Source organism: Afipia massiliensis, from assembly GCF_001006325.2.
Classification (GTDB): domain Bacteria; phylum Pseudomonadota; class Alphaproteobacteria; order Rhizobiales; family Xanthobacteraceae; genus Afipia; species Afipia massiliensis_A.
Map to the genome: position 1 here is coordinate 110640 of NZ_LBIA02000001.1, position 21331 is coordinate 131970.

Consider the following 21331-nt stretch of genomic DNA (forward strand, 5'->3'; position numbering starts at 1 on the left):
GCCGGTGTCCCGGAGTTGCGATCATCATGAAACGATGAAAACCGGAGATGTTGTCATGAGCGCGCCTGTCGATGCACCGGATTGGCGCAGACTGACTCAGGACCAACTCGATCTCGGTTTCAACAACACGATCCATGTGCCCGAGACGTCAACAATCGTTGCCGAGTGGGACAGGCTGTCCGCCGAAATGCGCGCACGCCACCCGCAGTCTCTTGATCTTCGTTATGGTCCGCGCGAGCGCAACCGGATCGATTTCCTGAAAGCTAACAACGGCGGTCCCACGCTGGTCTTTATTCACGGCGGCTACTGGCAGACACGCGCGAAGGAAACCTTCGCGTTCTGCGCCCGCGGGCCGATGGCGCACGGCATCAACGTCGCCCTGATCGGCTACACGCTCGCGCCCGACGCGACGCTCGACCAGATCGTGGACGAAGTCCGCACCGGCATCGACACCCTCGTCAACGAACTGCCCGCGCTCGGCAGCAGCGCGGACAATATGGTCGTGTCGGGCTGGTCTGCAGGCGGGCATCTGTCGTCCATGACGCTTGGGCATCCGCACATCAAGGCGGGGCTTCTCATCAGCGGGATCTACGATCTCGAACCGATCCGCCACAGCTATCTGAACGCCAAGCTCGGCCTGGACGAAGCCATGAGCCGCCGCAACTCTCCGGTGCTGCAACCGGGCGGCGTGGACAAGCCTCTCGTCGTTGTCGCCGGAAGTGGAGAACTGCCGCTGCTGCGCAAGCAATCCGCCGACTTCGCCGCGCACCGCGCGGTGCATGGGCTTCCGGTCGTCTACGAGGAAATCCCCGGCGCGAACCATTTCACCATGATGGATGAACTGGCGTCGCCGTCCGGCCGCCTGATAACGCTGGTCCGTCAGTTGTTCGGGCAAATTTCCAGCAGCTAGTGTGGTGGTTCGCAAGTCCGCATCATTTCCACAGCGCCGTCATTTGCGGACTTGCGAACCAAAACCACACTAGAATCATAGCTTCTAGTGTCCTTTTGAATCCGAAGTTCGCTACGGAAAGTGCCGCAAAATGAAGCGAACTTCGGATTCGGGACGCTAGGGCGAGCACTCATAGTGCCGAGCTCGGTTGGCGCGGCGAGATCGATGTCTGCATTGAGTCCGCGTTCGCCGATTCGTGCCGCAACCTGATCTCGCAGCATCGTCCGGATATTGAGGATTCAGAGGTCGAGCACAACGGTTCCCGAAACGGCATCTGTCATGCCGCGTCCGTCACCCTGATCTTCGAGAAGGGACCTGAAGCTGTCGAGTGTCTCGATCATTGCGGGTCGCGCAGCAACCAGCGCTTCCTGACTGGACCACGATCCGATGAGGCAAAACGTTTGCTCGCCGGTCTGTATGCTAAAGCCACGCTCGAGGCCCGGCCATTTGGCCTTGCCGTTCCGGTGCGCATCGAGGAAGGCGGCCTCTTCGCCGGACTTCACCCTGAACTTGACTACATTGTAGACCTGCATGATGCGCTCCAATGTGTTGAAGGGGATGGCATTTCCCTTGCTTCATCGTCATTCGAGGCGCCCAAGCGCGCGCCTCTCGATGACAGTCCCGGGCAGAATCCGAATTCGCTCTTCACGCTACCATCGGCATCCGCTGCTCGATAATTCGCGAGAACAGACTGGCCCCGACGGGCAAAATCTTGTCGTCGAGAATGAACCCGGGATTGTGCAGCGGCACGCTTCCCTCATGACCCAGCCAGAAATAGGCACCGGGCACCGCAAGCAGCATGTCGGCGAAATCCTCGCTGCCCATTTTTGGCGTCGGAGTTGTCAGCACATTCTCGCCGCCGACGACCTCGCGGGCCACGTCCGCCACGAAATGCGACTGCTCCTCGTGATTGACCAGCACCGAGAAGATGTCGCGGATCTCCACCTTGATCTCGACCTGAAACGCCGCCGCCATGCCGGCTGCGATGGTGCGCATCCGGTCGCGGATCTTTTCCCGGACCTTCTCGGAAAAGGTCCGCACGGTGCCGGCCAGCGTCGCCTCGCCCGGAATGACATTATAGGCCGAACCCGCATGGATCTGCGTGATCGACAGCACCGCGGATTTCAGCGGGTCGACATTGCGGCTGACGATGGTCTGCAGCGCCTGCCCCAGCGTCATCGCGATCACGACCGGATCGCGGGACATTTCTGGCATAGCGCCGTGGCTGCCATAGCCGGTGATGGTGATGTCGAAGAAATCCGCGCAGGCCATGCTCGGCCCGGGAAAGATCGCGACCTGGTTCGGCGCAAGCTGAGGGGCGTTGTGCAGCCCGTAAACCTCATCCAGCGGAAATTTCTCGAACAGCCCGTCCTTGATCATGGCGCGCGCGCCCCCGAGCCCTTCCTCGGCGGGCTGGAAAATGAAAGCCACCGTGCCGTCGAAATTACGCGTTTGTGCCAGATAGCGCGCCGTGCCGAGCAGGATGGTGGTGTGCCCGTCATGGCCGCAGCCATGAAAGCGATCGGGAATCGTCGAGCGCCAGCTCAGATTGGTCTTTTCCTCCATCGGCAGCGCGTCCATGTCGGCGCGCAGGCCGATCCGCCTGTTGCCGCCGCCCTTGCCTTTCAGCAGGCCGACCACGCCGGTGCCGCCGATGCCGCGATGCACCTCGATGCCCCACCCGGCGAGCTTCTCGGCGACGATGCCGGAGGTGCGGTGTTCCTCGAAGCCGATTTCCGGATGCGCATGAAGATCGCGGCGGATGGCGGTGAGGTCGTCGGCGAAGCTGTCGATGAGTTCAATATTGGGCATGCGGCATCATCCATTTTTTCATGAAGATTGTAGCCAGGCAAAGCGCGGGCATCTTGGCAAATCATTGCAGGCTGGCCAAGAGACCGGCCATCAAACGTCCGCGTTCGACCAGGCTGTCGACCTCGATATGCTCGTTGAGGGTATGATAATCCGCGCCGCGCACGCCGAGGCTGTCCAGCGTCGGCAGCCCCATCGCGCCGGTGAAATTTCCGTCCGAGCCACCGCCCGAACTGCCGTGGATCAGATCGAGGCCGATGGTTTTCCCCACCGCCCGCGCCTGCTCATAAAGCGCCATGGTTCCGGCATTGGGTTCCCAGACCGGCCGCGTCACGCCGCGCGTCACCTTGAACGTCACGTCATTTGTCGTGCCGTTCAGCGCCAGCATCCGCTCAACCCCGCGATCGAGATCGGCCTGGCGTTTCGCCATGCTGAGTGCCTCGCCGCGGCAGCTCGACGCCACGCAGTTGACCCACTGCCCGCCATGAACGACGCCGACGCTGAAGGTGCAGTCGTCGCCGGTCATGCCGTCGATGGCAATGATCTGCCGTGCCATTTCGCGGATTGCGGATCGTCCAGCGGCGAGTGTTGCGCCGGCGTGGCTCGGCTTGCCGGCAGCTTCCAGATTGAACCGCGCAATTGCGTAGCGGCCCGTGGTGACGCCTGCATTCTTGAACGCCGGTTCCGGCACCAGCACATACTTGTTGCGCGCCGCTTCCGCCTCGATGATGTCGCGCGTGCTCGGCGTGCCGACTTCCTCGTCCGGCGTGAAAAGAACCGTGACCGGCAGCGGCGTCGCAATCGACGCCCTCTGCAGTTGCAGGATGGCTTCGAGCGCGGCGTAATTGCCGCCCTTCATGTCGAGGATGCCCGGCCCGTAACACTTGCCGCCCTCGCGCCGCCACGGCAGCTTTTGCAGGGTGCCGATCGGATGAACGGTATCCATGTGTCCCGCGATCAGGATGCCCGGCTGTCCCTGATTGGGGTGCGGAAATCGCGCCCGGATACAGCCGCCAAAACCCTGCCGCCCGGAGATCGTTTCAATCGTGGCCCCGCCGATCGCCATGTCGCGCGCGGCAAGTTCAAGCATGCGATTGACCGCGGCGGCGTCCCAGGTCGGACTTTCGCATTCAATCCACGGACGCAGGCCCGCCAGCATCGTCTCGGCATTAAACGGAAGTGAGGTGGGATCGATCAAGGCGCTGTCCTCTCGTTTTGCTTCTTTACGGCAGGAACTGACGCCCCGCTCGCACCGGATCGTTGCAGGTTCGGCAGCCGATTCAAGATGCAAACTTGCCGGGGCTGATGTCAGTTTGGCGATGTTGCCTGCCGGAATCAGATTGCGTATGCAGGCCCCAATCTCATTGGGAAGGTTTGCGATGTCGATTTGCGCTGCAACACAGGTGGGTTTGTGACGCAATCGCTCGTCGTCGTGCCCCCGTCCAACGCGAAGGCCGCCGGTTGGATGGCTGGCTGGCTGACCCTGATGCTGGTCCTGCTGGTGGCTGGCCGCGAAGCCACGCGCGAACTCAGCGTTTTCCAGATCATGGAAATGCGCTCGGTCATCGGCCTTTTCATGCTCTATCCGCTGATTCATCTGAACGGCGGCCTGGCAAGCATGAAAACCGCGCGTCCGCTTCAGCACATTGGCCGCAACGTCGTTCACTACGCCGCGCAGTACGGCTGGTTTCTGGCCCTGACGCTGATCCCGCTGGCGCAGGTGGTGGCCATCGAATTCACCATGCCGATCTGGACCGCGCTGCTCGCGGTGAGCTTTCTCGGCGAGCGGCTGAATATCTGGAAGATTCTCGCAATCGTGCTCGGGCTTGTGGGTGTCCTCATCATCGTGCAGCCCGGCGCTGCGCAGGTCAGCCCCGGTCAGTTGATCATGGTGCTCGCCGCCGTCGGCTTCGGCGCGGCGATTGTGATGGTGAAATCCCTCACACGCACCGACTCGGTGATCGTGATCATTTTCTGGATGCTGGTGATCCAGTCCCTGATCGGATTGATCCCAGCCCTTTACTATTGGCACACGCCATCAGCGCATGTCTGGCCATGGATCCTAGTGATCGCGTTCTGCGGAACGTACTCGCACTACTGCTTCGCGCAGGCGATGCGCTATGCCGACGCCACGGTTGTTGTGCCGATGGACTTTCTTCGCGTGCCGCTGTCAGCCGCGGTCGGCTGGCTGATCTATTCCGAGCGGCTCGATGCGGCCACCATCGCAGGCGCGGCGCTGATCCTGACCGGCAATTTGCTGAACCTGAAGCGATCGTAGGCGGGGTCGACCCCCATCGTCATTGCGAGCGAAGCGAAGCAATCCAGCAGCAACACAAGCAAGACTGGATTGCTGCGTTGCGAGTGCTCCTCGCAATGACGATTAAGTCCTACATTCCGTGCGCTGATCGGCTCACGCCGCGCTTTTCTTGTCCACCGACAGCACGCCGCGCCGGATCTGGTCTTCCTCGATCGACTCGAACAGCGCCTTGAAGTTGCCCTCGCCGAAACCATCATCACCCTTGCGCTGGATGAACTCGAAGAAGATCGGGCCGATCGCGTTGGCCGAGAAGATCTGCAACAGCACCTTGGTGTGGCCGCCATCGACCACGCCTTCGCCGTCGATCAGGATGCCGTTCTTCTGCAGGCGCGCGACGTCCTCGCCGTGTTTCGGCAACCGCGCATCGATCTTCTCGAAATAAGTCTGCGGCGGCGGCGGCATGAACGGCAGGCCGTCGGCGCGCAGCTTCTCGATGGTGTGATGGATGTCCTTCACGCCGCAGGCGATGTGCTGGATACCCTCGCCGCGATAGGTGTTGAGATATTCCTCGATCTGGCCGGAATCGCCCGCATCCTCATTGATCGGAATCCGGATCTTGCCGTCCGGGCTGGTCAGCGCGCGCGAGAACAGGCCTGACGCCCTGCCCTCGATGTCGAAGAAGCGAATCTGGCGGAAGTTGAACAGCCGCTCGTAGAACCCGGTCCAGACATCCATGCGGCCGCGATGCACGTTGTGGGTCAGGTGGTCGAGATAGAACAGCCCCGCGCCATCAGGGTGAATGTCCTTCAGGCCGAGCCATTCGAACTCGGTGTCATAGGCCGAGCCCTTCGCGCCGTAACGGTCGACGAAGTAAAGCAGGCTGCCGCCGATGCCCTTGATGGCCGGAACATCCAGCGTTTTGCGGGATGACGTCTCGTCGGCCGGCTCCGCGCCGAGTGAGAGCGCACGCTCGTAGGCGCGCTTCGCATCGACCACGCGGAACGCCATCGACGGCGCGCACGGCCCATGCGCGGCGACGAAATCGTATCCATGCGTGCCGGGCTGTTCGTTGACGAGATAGTTCACGTCGCCCTGACGGTAGACCGTGATCGCCTTGGTCTTGTGCTTGGCGACAACCGTGAAACCCATCAGGCGAAACAGCGCATGGAGCTTTTCCGGCTCGGGATGGGCGTATTCGACGAACTCGAAGCCGTCGGTGCCCATCGGGTTCTGCTCGGAAATGACGGCGGCCGGTGCATCGTGCGGAAACGGACCCATGGCGATCTCCCTTGAATCTGCTGGCGATTCTTTCTCAGGGAAGTATTGCGCCGCTTTTCATGCAACAGGCGTGCAAAATGAGCCGGATTATGCCAAAATCATGCACAGAACGTGCACATATGAAGGTTTTTGCGCATGACTTCACTGGACGGCTTCGATCTCAAAATTCTCGCCGCGCTTCAGGACGACGGCCGCCTGACCAATCAGCAACTCGCCGATCTGGCAGGCCTGTCGGCGTCGCAATGTTCGCGCCGCCGAACCCGGCTGGAGGACGAGAAGATCATCGCCGGCTATCACGCCGACCTCGCCAGCGAAGCGCTCGGCTTCAACGTGCTGGCTTTCATCCAGATCACACTGGCGACGCACTCGCCCAACAACGCCAAGCGCTTTCGCGACCTGATGCGCCGGGTGGACGAAATTCAGGAAGCCTATTCGCTGACCGGCGACGCGGACTATCTGTTGAAGGTCGTGCTGAGCGATCTCAAGAGTCTGTCCGACATCGTCAACAACGTGCTGATGCCGCACGAGAGCGTTGCGCATGTGCGCTCGTCGATCGTGCTCGACCGGCTGAAGACAACGCGCAAGCTGCCGCTGCGGAAGCTCGCAACTTAGGCGTCATTGCGAGGAGCGTAGCGACGAAGCAATCCAGTCTTGCTTGTTGCTTCTAGATTGCTTCGCTTCGCTCGCAATGACGGAAATTCAGATGGACGGCAGGACCGTACCCTCAACTTCGCCGAAGCCGATGCGGTAACCGTCGCCCTGACACCAGCCGCGCATGGTCAGCGAGTCACCGTCTTCGAGAAACGACCGCTGCTCGCCGCCGCCGAGATCAAGCGGCTCAGCGCCGCCCCAACTCAGTTCCAGCATGCTGCCACGCTCGCTCTTCTCAGGACCGCTGATGGTGCCGGAGCCGAGCAGGTCGCCGACATTCATCGCGCAGCCGCTTGAAGCATGATGCACAAGCTGCTGCACCGACGACCAGTACATGTGCCTGAAATTGGTGCGGCAGATCGTGCCGGGCTTGTTCATCTTCTCGGTACGCAGGTCGACCGCGAGTTGCATGTCGTAGTTGTTCGCACCTTTCTGCTGCAGATACGGCAGTGGCGTCGGGTCCTGCGCCGGGCCGTGCACCCGAAACGGCTCCAGCGCCTCACGCGTCACGATCCACGGGCTGATCGAGGTGCCGAACGCCTTGGCCTGAAACGGGCCGAGCGGCACGTATTCCCATTGCTGGATGTCGCGTGCGCTCCAGTCGTTCAACAGGGTGAAGCCGAAGATCATCTCCTCGGCCTGCTGCTCGGTCAGCATCTCTCCCATCGCGGAGGCCTGTCCGATCACCACGCCCATCTCCAGCTCGAAATCGAGCCGCTTGCACGGTCCGAATGTCGGCAGCTCCGCCGTCGGCGGCTTCAACTGCCCGCGCGGACGACGAATCGGCGTGCCGCTCACCACGACGGTCGATGCCCGGCCATTGTAGCCGATCGGGATATGCAGCCAGTTCGGCAGCAGCGGATTGGTCTTGTCGCGGAACATGGTGCCGACATTGGTGGCGTGTTCCTTCGACGAATAGAAATCGGTGAAGCCCGCGACCTCGATGGGCATGTGCATCTGCGCAAGATTTTGCGATACCAGAGCGCGCATGCGCAACTCCGCGTTGTCGCGCAGTTCGGGATTGTCATGACGCAGCAGTTCGCTGATGCGCGCGCGGGTCTGCGCCCAGACCTTCGGCCCGAGCGCCATGAACGCATTGAGCGACGGTTTCGCAAAGACATTGTCCGTCCCGTCAAAACGGATCAGTTCCGCCCTCTCCAGTTCGGCAAGATCAAGTATCTGATCTCCGATGGCGACGCCGACGCGCAGGTCCGGCCATTCCGGCGTGAAGAACACGCCGTAAGGCAGGTTCTGGATCGGAAAATCCGACGATGGATCAACCTCGATGAAGGAACGCAGCTTCGGATCGTTCGGGTGCATCGTGTCCATCCAGTCTGTCTATTATTCAGCGTCGGGCTGGCGGCCGGGTTCGGCTGCAGTGAAGGCCTCAAGCTGTGCAGCGGCGGCATCGAGCGCCACGATACGCTTGTAGGGCGCGAGATCCACACCGAACCGCCGTGCATTGAACACCTGCGGCACGATACAAATGTCCGCCAGCGTCGGCTGATCGCCGAGCGCGAACGGCCCCGGCAGATGCGCCAGCCGCGCCTCGACGGCTTCGAATCCCGTCTCGATCCAGTGCTTCGACCATGCCGCGCGGGTGGCCTCGTCGACACCCATGCCGGTCAGCCTGTTCAGCACCCGCAAGTTTCCGATGGGATGAATATCGCTGGCGACGACAAGCGCGATCTCCCGCGCAATGGCCCGCCCCTTCGCATCCGGCGGCAGCAGCGGCGGCTTCGGATGGGTCTCGTCGAGATATTCGATGATCGCAATCGACTGCGCCAGTTCGAGATCGTCATCGATCCAGTACGGCACGAGGCCGGCCGGATTGACCTTGCGATAGGCCGGCTGCGTCTGCTCGCCCTTGCGCAGATGCACAAAGCGATGCTCCGCGCTCAGTCCCTTGAGATTGAGCGCGATGCGCACGCGATAGGCCGCGCTTGAGCGGAAGTAGCCGTAGAGAACAGCATCACTCATGCCGGTCACACTTACGGTTTCGACGGGTCGAAGCGGCGCTCCAGCCCCTGCCAGCAATCGGCGTAATCGTCCTGCAGCGTGCTGGTGGTCGCGGCGTACTCGGTCACGCGCTGCGGAAAGCGCGTCTCGAACATGAAGGCCATGGTGCCGGTCAGTTTCACCGGCTTCAATTCTCCGTTGCTGGCGTGATCGAACGCCTCGCGATCCGGTCCGTGCGGCAGCATCATGTTGTGCAGGCTGATGCCGCCCGGCACGAAGCCCTGCGGCTTGGCGTCGTAGACGCCGTAGATCAACCCCATGAACTCCGACATGATGTTCATGTGATACCACGGCGGCCGGAAGGTATTCTCTGCCACCGCCCAGCGTTCCGGGAAGATCACGAAGTCGATATTCGCGGTGCCTGCTGTCTCCGACGGCGAGGTCAGCACGGTGAAGATCGACGGATCGGGATGATCGAATCCGATGGCGCCGACCGGCGAGAATGTCCGCAGGTCATATTTGTACGGCGCATAGTTGCCGTGCCACGCCACCACATCCATCGGCGAATGCGGCAGCCTGGTCACGAACAGCGACCCGCCCCACTTTACATAAAGCTCGGTCGGCGTGTCCTTGTCTTCGTAGGCCGCCACCGGCGTCAGGAAATCGCGCGAGTTCGCGAGACAATTCGCGCCAATGGGTCCGCGCTCCGGCAGCGTGAACGCGCCGCCATAGTTCTCGCAGAGATAGCCACGCGCAGGCCCCGACGGAATCTCGACGCGGAATTTGACGCCGCGCGGGATCACCGCGATTTCGCCGGGCTCGATGTCGATGATGCCGAACTCGGTGACGAGGCGCAAGTTGCCCTCCTGCGGAACGAACATCAGTTCGCCGTCGGCGTTGTAGAAATGCTGATCCACCATCGATTTGGTGATGAGATAGATGTGCGCCGCCATGCCGGCCTGCGTATTCGCGTCGCCCGCCGTGGTCATGGTGTAGACGCCCTGCAGGAAGGTCTGGTCGTCCTTCGGCATCGGCGCGGGGTCCCAGCGCAGTTGCGCGATCGGCATGTCGTATTCGGTACACGGCGCGGTGCGCCAGTGTTTCGCGTCGGCCTTGGCGAAGCGGCCCGAATGTCTCACCGACGGGCGGATGCGATAGAGCCACGAGCGCTCGTTGGTGCCGCGGGGCGCGGTAAACGGCGAACCAGAGAGCTGCTCGGCATAAAGCCCGTAGGCGCAGCGCTGCGGCGAGTTGCGGCCGATGGGCAGCGCGCCGGGCAGCGCCTCGGTCTCGAAGCTGTTGCCGAATCCGGACATATAGCCCGGCGTGACGTTGACGGCGTTGCGATTGACGACGCCAGGAGCGGTGTTGATGTTCATCGCACTATCCTCCTTGCAGAGCTGCCCACATTTCGCGGTCGCGCTTGTCGGTCCAGATCACAGGATCGTCGATCCCGGATGCTTCATCGAAGGCGCGCGAGACATTGAACGGCAGGCAGTGTTCATAGATCGCGAAGCTGGAGAACTTGGGGTCCATCACGGCGCGCGTCGCGGCCATGGTTTCCTTCAGCGTCCGCCCCTTCGCCACCGACAGTTCAGCCGCGCCATAGAGCGACGTCACGAAGTCGCGCGTCATGGCGATGGCCTCGTTCACGGTCGCCGCGCCCTTCAGCGCGTCGCCACGGCCGGGCGCGACCGCCTTCGGATTGAAGTCGCGGATTTCATTCAGCGTCAGCGGCCATTCGCGCAGCAGCGCGTCGCCGCAATAGCAGGCCGAATGGAATTCGATCAGGTCGCCGGAGCACATCACCTGCGCATCGGGCACCCAGGCCACGATGTCGCCGGAGGTGTGGCCCGCGCCGAGATGGATCAGTTGCACCTCGCGCTTGCCGAGATAGAGCGTCATGCCGGTGTCGAACGTGATCGTCGGCCATGTCAGGCCGGGAATGCTCTCGGCGTCGCGGAACAGCCGGGGAAACCGGCCAAACTCGGAATCCCAGTCCTGCTGCCCGCGCTCCATGATGAGGCGGTGGGTTTCCGTTGAGGCGACGATGCCCTGCGCCTTGTAGGCCGACGCGCCGAGCACGCGCACCGCATGATAGTGCGACAGCACCACATACTTGATCGGTTTGTCGGTTACGGTCTTGACGCGCTCGATCACGCTGTTGGCCATCGCCGGCGTCGCCTGCGCGTCGAACACGAGGCAACTGTCGTCGCCGACGATCACCGCCGTATTGGGATCGCCCTCCGCGGTGAAGGCATAAATATCCGGCCCGATTTCGGAGAAGGTGATTTTCTTCTCCGTCATGTCTCCGGTCGAAGCGAAACCCTTGGCGTTCATTTTGCGTCCCTTGTTGAATCCATCTTGCCGCCCGTCATGACAAGCTGGCGCTTCGCCAGCGCAATCGCTTCGCGCAACACCTCGGCATCGCCGATATGATTGGCCAGGATCAGAACCAGCGCTGTATCCAGCGATGCACTGTCCTCGTCGCTGAGGCCGCGATGCGCTTCGACCACCAGCCGGTAGGCGGTGTCGGGATCGCTGAAATTCGATGTCGTCGAGAGTGTCATGACGCGGTTCCCGGCTGTGCGCTGGCGCGGGCAATGGCGGCTTGCACGGCGGACGCCGTCGGCTTCCGGAAGCGCGCCGCGACATAGCCGTCCGGCCGCAGCAGATAGGCCGCGCCGTTGGTGACATCATAGCGCTTCGCAAACAGTCCCGACACATCGCGCAGCGGCGCGGTCTCTCCAATCACGATGGAGTGACAGCCGGGCAGATCACCGTCGCCAGTTCCCGATCGCAGCAACACGAAATTTCCGCCCCCCTGCCTGAACGCTTCGGTGAGATAGATCGGCTCGCCGCCTGCCGTCGCCAGCGGCGCGTCGATCATGTGGGTGCCGGGGCACGGCCCTGCGCTCCATGAATCGCGGTCCGGCGTCGATAGCGGCGACTGATAGATCGACGGCGTCGACAATCGCCCGCCATTGACCATGCGTTTGGCGAATTCGGTTTCCTTCGCGAGTCTGAGCACCGCCTGCCGCATCCGGCGTTCCTGCTTCGAATGCGGCGCGATGAAATCGGTCGAGCGGGTCGAGGCGCGGATGTTTTCGTCGGCGGCGGCGCTGCGCTCGATCTCGTAGCTGTCGAGCAGCGACGCCGGCGCCTTGCCGCGCAGGATCATCGACAGTTTCCACGCAACATTCTCCGCATCCTCAAGACCGGAGTTTGCGCCGCGTGCGCCGAACGGCGAGACCTGATGCGCCGAGTCGCCCGCGAAAATCACGCGCTCATGGACGAAGCGCTGCATGCGGCGGCACTGGAACTTGTAGATCGAAATCCATTCGAAATCGAAATTCGCATGACCCAGCATCCGCTCGATCCGCGGCCGCACATTCTCAGGAAGCCGCTCGACGGCGGGATCGGCGTCCGGCCCCAGTTGCAGATCGATGCGCCAGACATCATCCGGCTGGCGATGCAGCAGTGCGGACTGGCCCGAATGGAACGGCGGATCGAACCAGAACCAGCGCTCGGTCGGAAATTCGGCGGTCATCTTGACGTCCGCGATCAGGAACTGATCCTCGAACACCTCGCCGGAGAACTCCGCGCCGACGAGGCCGCGCAACGCCGACCGCGCGCCGTCGCAGGCGACAACATAATCCGCTTTCAGATGATAGCGCCCGTCCGGCGTGTCGATGGCCAGCACGACATGATCGTTGCGCTGGTCCAGCCCGACCACCTTGTTGCGCCAGCGCAGATCGATCTGCGACAGTTCCTGCACACGATCGACCAGAAAGGCCTCGGCGTAATATTGCTGAAGATTGATGAAGGCCGGCATCTTGTGGCCGTCTTCCGGCAGCAGATCGAAGCGGTAGAGCATGTCGTCGTGCAGGAAGATTTTTCCGACCTTCCAGACCACGCCCTTCTCCACCATGCGCTCGCCGACGCCTAGACGATCCCACAATTCCAGCGAGCGTTTCGAAAAGCAGATCGCGCGCGAGCCGTCGCCGATCCTGTCGGCGTCGTCCAGCAGCACGACGTTATGGCCGCGTTGCGCCAGATCGATCGCCAGCGTCAGCCCGACCGGGCCGGCCCCGACCACCACCACCGGATAGCGCGCGGCATCCGCCGCCGTCCGGTCCTGATCGGAATGGCGGCGATAGCCGAACTGAATGACCCGAGGTTCCGACACGTCTCAACCCTGCTTGACTGATGGGCTTCTTGAACGAAGCTCTGGCCATCAGAATAGACCAAGGCTATGATCGTTGCAACTGCAACCAAATAACCCAACCGGACGTATTCCTTGAGCAAGCTCGATCTCTTCAAGTTCGTGCCGTTCCGGCTGAACCGGCTGGCAGCGGAAGTCAGCGCCGAACTCGCCAGCGAGTATCGCGAGCGCTATGGCCTGGATATTCCGGAATGGCGGGTGCTGGCCACGCTTGGCTTTCGCGACGACGCCTGCACGGCGCAATACATCGCCGATTGCACGCGCACACATAAATCGACTATCAGCCGCGCCGTCGCCCACCTGCTGGAACAGCAACTGATCGAACGCGTGGAAAACAAGGATGACCGGCGCGAGCTGGCGCTGCAACTCACCGGCAAGGGGCGCGCGCTTTACGAGGAACTGATTCCACGCCTGCTCCTCAAGGAGCAGGACATCCTGTCATGCCTGACGGCGGTGGAGCGCAGGGATTTCGCCAACGCGCTCGGCAAGATCGAGCGCCAGCTCGATCTGGTTCAGACCGTGAAGGATGCACGCGCCAAGAAGGATGCGTATTAGGTGCGAAGACAACAACTCCGCGTCATTGCGAGCGAAGCGAAGCAATCCAGAGTCGCACACAAGGACTGGATTGCTTCGTCGCAACTGCTCCTCGCAATGACGACGTGGAACGCAAGGGATGTCGTCCCGGCGCAGGCCGGGACCCATAACCACTAAACATCGCGATGATGTTGTGGAGATTGCTCCGGCATCTTCTCCAAATCTCTAGCTCAGGGAGTATGGGTCCCGGCCTACGCCGGGACGACCTGAATAGAGATCGTGCACGCCGCCTCAACGGCTACGACAGTCATCACGCCGCGCGGATGTTCTCCATGAAGCGATCCAGTTCCTGACGCAGCCGCGTGCTTTCAACCGCCAGCGTCTGCGCGGAGTTCAAAACTTCACCCGAGGCCGACCCGGTTTCACTCGCGCCACGGTTAACCTCGGAGATGCCCTCCGCGATTTCCAGCGTGCCGCTGGCAGCGCTCTGGACGTTGCGCGCGATTTCGGTCGTCGCGGTGGTCTGCTGCTCGATCGCTGCGGCGATGTTGCCGGCGATCTTGGAAATCTGGCCGATGGTCTCGCCGATTTCCTTGATGGCGGAGACGGATTCCTGCGTGGCGGCCTGCATGCCGGTGATGTGCGACGAAATCTCGTCGGTCGCCTTCGCGGTCTGGCTCGCCAGCGACTTCACTTCGGACGCGACCACGGCAAAGCCCCGCCCCGCGTCGCCCGCCCGCGCAGCCTCAATGGTGGCGTTCAGCGCCAGCAGGTTGGTCTGCTCGGCAATCGCCGTGATCAGCTTGACCACGTCGCCGATCTCCTGCGCCGCGCGCGACAGCTTGGCGATGCGCGCGTCGGTGGCTTCGGCCTGCGACACCGCCGCCGCGGCGATCCGGCTCGACTCCTTGACCTGCCGGCCGATCTCGTTGACCGAAGCCGACAGTTCCTCCGTAGCCGCTGCGACGGACTGCACATTCGCCGATGCTTCTTCCGACGCGCCCGCGACCTTGCCGGACAACTCCTGCGCGGTCTCGACGGTCCGGGTCAGGGTCGTTGCGGACGACTCAAGCTGGCTCGCCGAAGACGAGACGCTCGACACGATCACGCCGACGGCGGTTTCGAAATCGTCGGCGAAACGGTGAAGCTCCGCGCTGCGGGCAGCGCTGGCGGATTTGCCCTGCGCTTCGCGTTCCGCCGCCTCGCTCTGCGCCTTGGCAACGGCGCGCATCTTGAACTCCTCGACGGCGCCCGCCATCTCGCCGATTTCATCCTTCTGGCCAAGCCCTGGCAGCACAACGTCGAAGTTGCCGCCGGCGAGCTGCCGCATCGCGTTGCACATGGCGATCATCGGCCGGGAAATTCCGCGGCCCAGCATCCATGCGAGGAACGCGCCGAACACGATGCCCGCACCACCGAGCGCCGTCACGAACTGGCTGGTCGAATGCGCCGCCGTGGCGGATTCCTTGGCGAGTTGCGTCTGCCGGACCACCAGACCATCCTTGATGGTCTTTGCTTCCTGCGTCACTGATGACGCCGCATCGTTCATCTTGGCCGAGAGCGCGGTGATCTTCGCGGTGTTCTCGACGAACTTCGCGAAATTCGTCCTGTAGGCGTCAAGCTCAGAGGTGATTTCCGCGATCTTGGATGAGAGCTTTGCGTCCTCCGAGGTCAGCGATCCGAGGCTGTTCTTCAGGAGCTGCATGCGCGCGCTGACGCTGTTCGCAACCGCGTTGTCCGGCCGCAGGATGTAATTGCTGATGTTGGCGGTGATGGCCGCCGAGTGGGTCGCCAGTTCCTTCGCATTCTGCTGGATCGACGTCAGGCCGGCGAGAATCGCGGTGTCCGCCAGATCGTCGAACTTGTAGCGGATCACGTTGCCCATGCGGAGCAACTGGTTCGACGCGATCGCCGCGTTTTCGGTCTTGAGCTTGATGACATCCGCGAACAGCGCAGCGAATTCGCCGTAGCTGGCGGAAAGGCTAAGCACGCTCTTGCGGTTGTCGGCGGTGGCGACACGCGCGGCACGCTCAATCGCACTGCCGAGACTCTTCTCGGCGGCACGCGCAGCTTCTTCGTCCGCCGGAAGGCCGGTGGTCACGTAATGGCGGGCCAGAAGCTGATAGGCCACCAGCTCGCGATCGATCTCGCGTGCGCTGTCACTCTCGGCGACGATGCCTTGATAGGACTGAACGCCACTCGCGATGCGGTCGAAACCGAAATAGGCGACGCCCATATTGATGGCGGAAATGCCCAGCACGATCACGAAGCCGAGCATGATCTTGGTTCGGAATCTAAGATTTGAAAGGAAGCTGACGTTTGTCTTCTGCTTTGCCGGAGTGCCCTTGAACCAGCCCATTCCCAACCCCCAAAAATTCTTTTTGCATGCCCGACCGGCCGGCCAATCAGCCGGCGGAAAGTCCCCCAAGGTAAACAAAATTGAATAACACCCCGTAAATTGCTACCGCGCGCAGAAAAAAACGCCCGCCAGGCGGGCGTTTCTTGCTAACGATGTGTGCAACTGCAGCGGGCTGAGCAATATCCCGGCACCGCTGGCGCCGAAAGATTAACAATTCATTCCCAGCTTAGCGCGCCGCCGTTCTGGTATTCGATCACGCGGGTCTCGAAGAAGTTCTTCTCCTTCTTCAGGTCCATCGCCTCCGACATCCAAGGGAACGGATTGTCCGTCTCGTCGAATACGCGCGTGAGCCCAAGCTGGGCGCAGCGGCGGTTGGCGATGAAGTGCATGTACTGCTCGCACAGCGCGGCGTTCAGCCCCAGAAATCCCCTCGGCATGGTGTCGCGGCTGTAGGCGGCCTCCAGTTCGGCGGCCTCGCGGATCATGCCGCGGATCTCGTCCTGAAATTCGCGCGTCCACAGGTGCGGATTTTCCATCTTGATCTGGTTGATGACATCGATGCCGAAGTTCAGGTGAATCGATTCATCGCGCAGGATGTACTGATACTGTTCGGCGATGCCGACCATCTTGTTGCGGCGGCCGAGCGACAGGATCTGCGCAAAACCTGTGTAGAACCACATGCCCTCGAAGATCACGTAGAACGCGACGAGATCGCGCAGAAACGCCTGATCGGATTCCGGCGTGCCGGTCTTGAAGTCCGGGTTCTCGAGATTCTGCGTGTGCTTCAGCGCCCAGGCCGCCTTGTCGGTGATCGACGGCACCTCGCGGTACATGTTGAACAGCTCGCCCTCGTCGAGGCCGAGACTTTCGACGATGTACTGAAACGTGTGCGTGTGCACCGCCTCCTCAAACGCCTGACGCAGCAGGTACTGGCGGCATTCGGGATTGGTCAGATGGCGATAGATCGCCAGCACGATGTTGTTGGCGACGAGGCTCTCGGAGGCCGCGAAGAATCCGAGATTACGCTTGATCGCGCGGCGCTCGTCCTCGGTGAGGCCGTCGCGCGATTTCCACAGCGCGATATCGGCCTGCATCGAAACTTCGGTTGGCATCCAGTGGTTGTTGCAGCCGGCAAGATACTTCTCCCACGCCCATTTGTATTTCAGCGGCAGCAACTGGTTGACGTCGGCGCGGCAGTTGATCATCGCCTTGTCATCGACCGACACGCGCCCGCCCTTGCGGTCGATGGTGCCAAGCCCTGTTGAATCAAGTCCTGTTGAATCAAGTCCGGTCTGGTCAATCGCTGCGGATTGGCCGGTCAGGATTGGCGGGAGCGTGTTGGCGGCTTTGGGTGAGGTTTCGGACCAGTCGAGCATGGACTTCGCTTTCTATATAATGTGGGGCATTGCTGATCGTCATTGCGAGGAGGCGGAGCCGACGAAGCAATCCAGTTTTCTTTTTGCTCTGGATTGCTTCGCTTCGCTCGCAATGACGGCGAGTCTGCTACTGGCACGCCTCGCAGTCGGGATTGTCGATGGAGCACGCCACTGCATCCGACAGATCCGGCGCGGATGACGACTGCGGCACCATGATGGGCTTGTTCACCGGCATGGCCGCGAGCGACGACGACGACACCGCGTTGAGCTTGCCGTCGGTGCCCTTGAGCGTCGATTTCTCCACGTGCGTGGCGCTGCGCGAGCGCAGGTAGTAGGTCGTCTTCAGGCCGCGCGCCCATGCCAGCCGGTACAGCTGATCGAGCTTTTTGCCCGATGGATTGGCGATATAGAGGTTGAGCGACTGCGCCTGATCGATCCACTTCTGCCGCCGCGCTGCCGCCTCGATCAGCCATGCGCTGTCGATCTCGAACGCGGTTGCATAGAGCAGCTTCAGATCGTCCGGCACGCGGTCGATGGAGCCGACGCTGCCGTCGAAGTATTTCAGATCGGACACCATCACCTCGTCCCACAGGCCGCGCGCCTTGAGATCACGAACGAGGAATTCGTTCACCTCGGTGAAGTCGCCCGACATGTTCGATTTGACGTAGAGGTTCTGGTAGGCGGGCTCGATCGACTGCGCCACGCCGCAGATGTTGGAGATGGTTGCGGTCGGCGCAATCGCCATCACGTTGGAGTTGCGCATGCCGGTGGATTGCACCCGCGCGCGCAGCGCCGTCCAGTCCAGCGTCACCGACCAGTCCACATCAAGGCCGCCGCGGGCGGCCGCCAGAATTTCAATCGAGTCGATCGGCAGGATGCCCCTGCTCCACAGCGACCCCTTGAACGACGGATACTGTCCGCGCTCGGCTGCAAGATCGACCGACGCTGTGATGGCGTGGAACGAAATCGCTTCCATGCTGGTGTCAGCGAACGTGACGGCAGCGTCGGACGCCATCGGGATTCGCAGCGCGTGCAGCGCGTCCTGAAAGCCCATCAGGCCGAGCCCGACCGGACGATGCTGCAGGTTCGAGCGGCGCGCTTCCGGAATGGTATAGAAATTGATGTCGATGACGTTGTCGAGCATCCGCATCGCGGTCGAAATCGTCCGCTTCAGCCGCACATGATCGATCCCGCCCTCGCCCACATGGTTGAGCAGGTTGACCGAGCCGAGATTGCACACCGCAACCTCGTCATCCGACGTGTTCAACGTGATTTCGGTGCAGAGATTTGACGAGTGGATCACGCCGACATGCTGCTGCGGCGAGCGCAGGTTGCACGGGTCCTTGAAGGTGATCCACGGATGCCCGGTTTCGAACAGCATGGTCAGCATCCGACGCCACAGATCCGTGGCACGCAGCTTCTTGAACACCCGCATCTCGCCGCGCGCGGCCTTGCCCTCGTAGAAGGCGTAACGCTCGGCAAACGCCTTGCCGTAAAGATCGTGCAGGTCCGGCGTCTCGTCCGGCGAGAACAGCGTCCACTCGCCGTCGGATTCGACGCGTTGCATGAACAGATCCGGCACCCAGTTCGCGGTGTTCATGTCGTGGGTGCGGCGGCGATCGTCGCCGGTGTTCTTGCGCAGATCGAGGAATTCCTCGATGTCGACATGCCATGTCTCGAGATAGGCGCAAACCGCGCCCTTGCGCTTGCCGCCCTGATTGACCGCGATGGCCGTGTCATTGGCGACTTTCAGGAACGGCACCACGCCCTGGCTTTCGCCGTTGGTGCCCTTGATGTGAGCGCCGAGGCCACGCACGCGGGTCCAGTCGTTGCCGAGGCCGCCGGAATACTTCGCCAGCAGCGCATTGTCCTTCACCGACTTGAAGATGCCGTCGAGATCGTCCGCCACCGTGGTGAGGAAACAGGACGACAGTTGCGGCCGCAGCGTGCCGGAATTGAACAGCGTCGGCGTGGACGCCATGAAGTCGAACGACGACAGCAGGTTGTAGAATTCGATGGCGCGCGCCTCGCGATCGATCTCGCGGATCGCAAGGCCCATCGCGACGCGCATGAAAAACGCCTGCGGCAGCTCGATGCGGTTGCCGTCGTCATGCAGGAAATAGCGGTCGTACAGTGTCTGCAGCCCGAGGAACTGGAACGACAGATCGCGCTCCGGCTTCAAGGCCGCTGCGATCCGCTTCAGGTCGTAGCGTGCCAGTTCGGGATCGAGCAGCTCGGCCTCGATGCCCTTTTTGACATAGGCCGGAAAGTACTCCGCATAGCGCGCCGTCATGTCGGCCTGCGAGGCGTTGATCTGCGCGGAATGGACAAACGACAGCACTTCGGTGCGCAGCTTGTCGAGCAGCAGCCGCGCGCTGACATAGGCGTAGTTCGGCTCCAGTTCCACCAGCGTGCGTGCAGCCATGATGCCCGCGAGCGCCAGTTCATCCTGGCTAATGCCGTCGTAAAGGTTGCGGCGCGTCTCGGCGAGAACCGGTGCCGCATCGACGCCGTCAAGATTGGCGCAGGCTTCCTGAATGATCAGCGTCAGGCGATCCACATCGAGCGGCACGCGCGTGCCATTGCCCAGCGTCACATGCAGTTGCGGTTCGGAAGAAGTCTTGGCGGGCTTTGCGGCTTCCGCCTCGGCGCGCTGGCGCGTGCGTTCCTCGCGATAGAGCACATAGGCACGAGCGACCTTGTGATGTTCGCTGCGCATCAGCGCCAGTTCGACCTGATCCTGCACATCCTCGATATGGAAGGTGCGCCCCTCGCCGATCCGGCGGGTCAGCGCGCCGACGACCTCGTTCGTCAGTTGCTCGATGACCTCGTGAATGCGGCGCGACGCCGCCGCGGTGTGCCCTTCGACCGCGAGGAACGCCTTGGTCATCGCAATCGAGATCTTGCTCGCGTCGAACGGCGAGACCGTGCCGTTGCGGCGGATGACCTGCAACGGCGGTGTGGTGGCAGGGACGGCCAGCGACTCGGAACGCAACTGAATGAGAGGAGCGGATTTTGCGGCTTCGCGTTCGAGAGAGAGAGACATCGGCAGACCCCGTGCGTGTTGCAATTTTTTGGGGGCTTGGGCCGAGAGAACGCTGCATGACGACCGGCAAGCGCCGGCAATGCTGCAAGCGACCTCCGGACACCCCGCCCGTGGACGTTCTTTTGGTGTCGCGGCAGGTCTCCTGGCTCGCAGGTCAGCGTTGAACCCGGTCTTCCCGATGCGAAAAACGCACCAGTGACATCGGTCGGATTCAACTCACTGCTTACAGTTGCGGGGGCAGCGCCGGACTTGCTGCATCAAACGTGCAGCTCACCGGCTTCCCTCTTAGCCACTAGATTTTGACGTCCAGCGGACCGTGACATCTACATGTGGTGATATAAGGCTCAAAGAGTCAACAAAAGATTAAAAAGCATCCCCGTTATCCCTAGGCCCTTCGAGAAACCGCTGTTTCTCAACACTGGGTTAGAGTGCTTCGATTCTGTTTCCACGGCCAAGATAATTCAGAACCACGCCACGATATCGCACCTCAGGACAAATCAACGAGAATCAGTGACGGCGACGCCATCAAGTTTCTGCCCACAGGCGTCGCGCGCGATCTTCTGAGGTGCCCGGTGGGAAGCTTTCCCTTTGACCGACCGGAATGCGCTTCTCATAACTTGACCATCGCGGTTCTGCGGATCGGTGGTCCGGAGCCAAGAGGGAATGCGGTGCGCGCGGTCCAGGTGGATTGCGCAAGTCCGAAGCTGCCCCCGCAACTGTAAGCGGCGAGCCTTTGTCCATCACTGCCACTGCGGCGCAAGCCGCGGGAAGGCCGGACTTAAGGCGTCGACCCGCAAGCCAGGAGACCTGCCGCGATCACAGTACGTCCACGGGCGGGGTGCCCCGGTGTGTCGCTTGCGGAGGACGGCACTTCCGTCTCTGTCGTTC

Annotated in this window: 17 protein-coding genes and 2 riboswitches; of the genes, 4 read left to right on the forward strand and 13 right to left on the reverse strand. The window is 62.0% G+C overall.

Annotation, left to right across the window (positions count from 1 at the left end):
- Positions 1–55 precede the first annotated feature (55 nt).
- Positions 56–910, forward strand: a complete 855-nt coding sequence (locus YH63_RS00455; protein WP_046829869.1) for an alpha/beta hydrolase — start codon at positions 56–58, stop codon at positions 908–910.
- Between the two features lie 278 nt (positions 911–1188).
- Here YH63_RS00455 and YH63_RS00460 read toward each other — a convergent pair whose 3' ends face one another.
- The 3 genes from YH63_RS00460 to YH63_RS00470 form a co-directional block, all read right to left on the reverse strand.
- Entirely contained in the window at positions 1189–1482 is a 294-nt protein-coding gene (locus YH63_RS00460) for a hypothetical protein (protein WP_046829868.1), read from the reverse strand.
- Between the two features lie 112 nt (positions 1483–1594).
- Positions 1595–2761 (reverse strand): M20 aminoacylase family protein, encoded by a 1167-nt coding sequence (locus YH63_RS00465; protein ID WP_046829307.1) that lies wholly within the window; start codon positions 2759–2761, stop codon positions 1595–1597.
- A 61-nt stretch (positions 2762–2822) separates the two neighbouring features.
- Positions 2823–3953, reverse strand: a complete 1131-nt coding sequence (locus YH63_RS00470; protein WP_046829867.1) for a M20/M25/M40 family metallo-hydrolase — start codon at positions 3951–3953, stop codon at positions 2823–2825.
- A 216-nt stretch (positions 3954–4169) separates the two neighbouring features.
- Between YH63_RS00470 and YH63_RS00475 the strand changes: the two genes are divergently transcribed.
- Positions 4170–5036: a DMT family transporter gene (locus YH63_RS00475; RefSeq protein ID WP_046829306.1), complete on the forward strand. Its 867-nt coding sequence runs from the start codon at positions 4170–4172 to the stop codon at positions 5034–5036.
- Positions 5037–5168: 132 nt separating this feature from the next.
- Here the strand turns inward: YH63_RS00475 and hppD are convergent, their stop codons facing one another.
- A complete protein-coding gene (gene hppD / locus YH63_RS00480; RefSeq protein ID WP_046829305.1) occupies positions 5169–6293 on the reverse strand; it encodes a 4-hydroxyphenylpyruvate dioxygenase in 1125 nt (374 codons plus the stop codon).
- Between the two features lie 135 nt (positions 6294–6428).
- On the opposite strand from hppD, the gene YH63_RS00485 reads away from it, so the two are divergent.
- Positions 6429–6905 carry an Lrp/AsnC family transcriptional regulator gene (locus tag YH63_RS00485; RefSeq protein WP_046829866.1) on the forward strand — a complete coding sequence of 159 codons (477 nt, stop codon included), beginning with the start codon at positions 6429–6431 and terminating at the stop codon, positions 6903–6905.
- A gap of 87 nt (positions 6906–6992) precedes the next feature.
- Here the strand turns inward: YH63_RS00485 and fahA are convergent, their stop codons facing one another.
- The 6 genes from fahA to YH63_RS00515 are packed head-to-tail and all read right to left on the reverse strand — an operon-like array spanning position 6993 to position 13092.
- Positions 6993–8264 (reverse strand): fumarylacetoacetase, encoded by a 1272-nt coding sequence (fahA, locus tag YH63_RS00490; RefSeq protein ID WP_046829865.1) that lies wholly within the window; start codon positions 8262–8264, stop codon positions 6993–6995.
- Positions 8265–8285: 21 nt separating this feature from the next.
- Positions 8286–8924, reverse strand: a complete 639-nt coding sequence (gene maiA / locus YH63_RS00495; RefSeq protein ID WP_046829864.1) for a maleylacetoacetate isomerase — start codon at positions 8922–8924, stop codon at positions 8286–8288.
- An 11-nt stretch (positions 8925–8935) separates the two neighbouring features.
- Entirely contained in the window at positions 8936–10282 is a 1347-nt protein-coding gene (gene hmgA / locus YH63_RS00500; RefSeq protein ID WP_046829304.1) for a homogentisate 1,2-dioxygenase, read from the reverse strand.
- Positions 10283–10286: 4 nt separating this feature from the next.
- A complete protein-coding gene (locus tag YH63_RS00505) occupies positions 10287–11243 on the reverse strand; it encodes an MBL fold metallo-hydrolase (protein ID WP_046829303.1) in 957 nt (318 codons plus the stop codon).
- Complete coding sequence (locus YH63_RS00510) at positions 11240–11473, reverse strand: DUF2783 domain-containing protein (protein ID WP_046829302.1); 234 nt, start codon at positions 11471–11473, stop codon at positions 11240–11242. Before YH63_RS00510 ends, YH63_RS00505 begins: the two co-directional genes overlap by 4 nt.
- A complete protein-coding gene (locus YH63_RS00515) occupies positions 11470–13092 on the reverse strand; it encodes an FAD-dependent oxidoreductase (protein WP_046829301.1) in 1623 nt (540 codons plus the stop codon). The genes YH63_RS00510 and YH63_RS00515 overlap by 4 nt, the downstream gene beginning before the upstream one ends.
- 111 nt (positions 13093–13203) lie before the next feature.
- Here YH63_RS00515 and YH63_RS00520 point away from each other — a divergent pair, with 111 nt between their 5' ends.
- Positions 13204–13683 carry a MarR family winged helix-turn-helix transcriptional regulator gene (locus YH63_RS00520; RefSeq protein WP_046829300.1) on the forward strand — a complete coding sequence of 160 codons (480 nt, stop codon included), beginning with the start codon at positions 13204–13206 and terminating at the stop codon, positions 13681–13683.
- Positions 13684–13972: 289 nt separating this feature from the next.
- Here the strand turns inward: YH63_RS00520 and YH63_RS00525 are convergent, their stop codons facing one another.
- From YH63_RS00525 to YH63_RS00540, 3 genes are all read right to left on the reverse strand, one after another.
- Positions 13973–16021, reverse strand: coding sequence for a methyl-accepting chemotaxis protein (locus YH63_RS00525; protein WP_046829299.1), 2049 nt, complete (start codon positions 16019–16021; stop codon positions 13973–13975).
- A 215-nt stretch (positions 16022–16236) separates the two neighbouring features.
- Positions 16237–17397: a ribonucleotide-diphosphate reductase subunit beta gene (locus YH63_RS00530; RefSeq protein ID WP_083992682.1), complete on the reverse strand. Its 1161-nt coding sequence runs from the start codon at positions 17395–17397 to the stop codon at positions 16237–16239.
- A 127-nt stretch (positions 17398–17524) separates the two neighbouring features.
- Positions 17525–20443, reverse strand: a complete 2919-nt coding sequence (locus tag YH63_RS00540) for a ribonucleoside-diphosphate reductase subunit alpha (RefSeq protein ID WP_046829298.1) — start codon at positions 20441–20443, stop codon at positions 17525–17527.
- 115 nt (positions 20444–20558) lie between these two features.
- Positions 20559–20777: riboswitch (cobalamin riboswitch) on the reverse strand.
- Between the two features lie 276 nt (positions 20778–21053).
- Positions 21054–21272, forward strand: a riboswitch (cobalamin riboswitch).
- Positions 21273–21331: the final 59 nt, after the last annotated feature.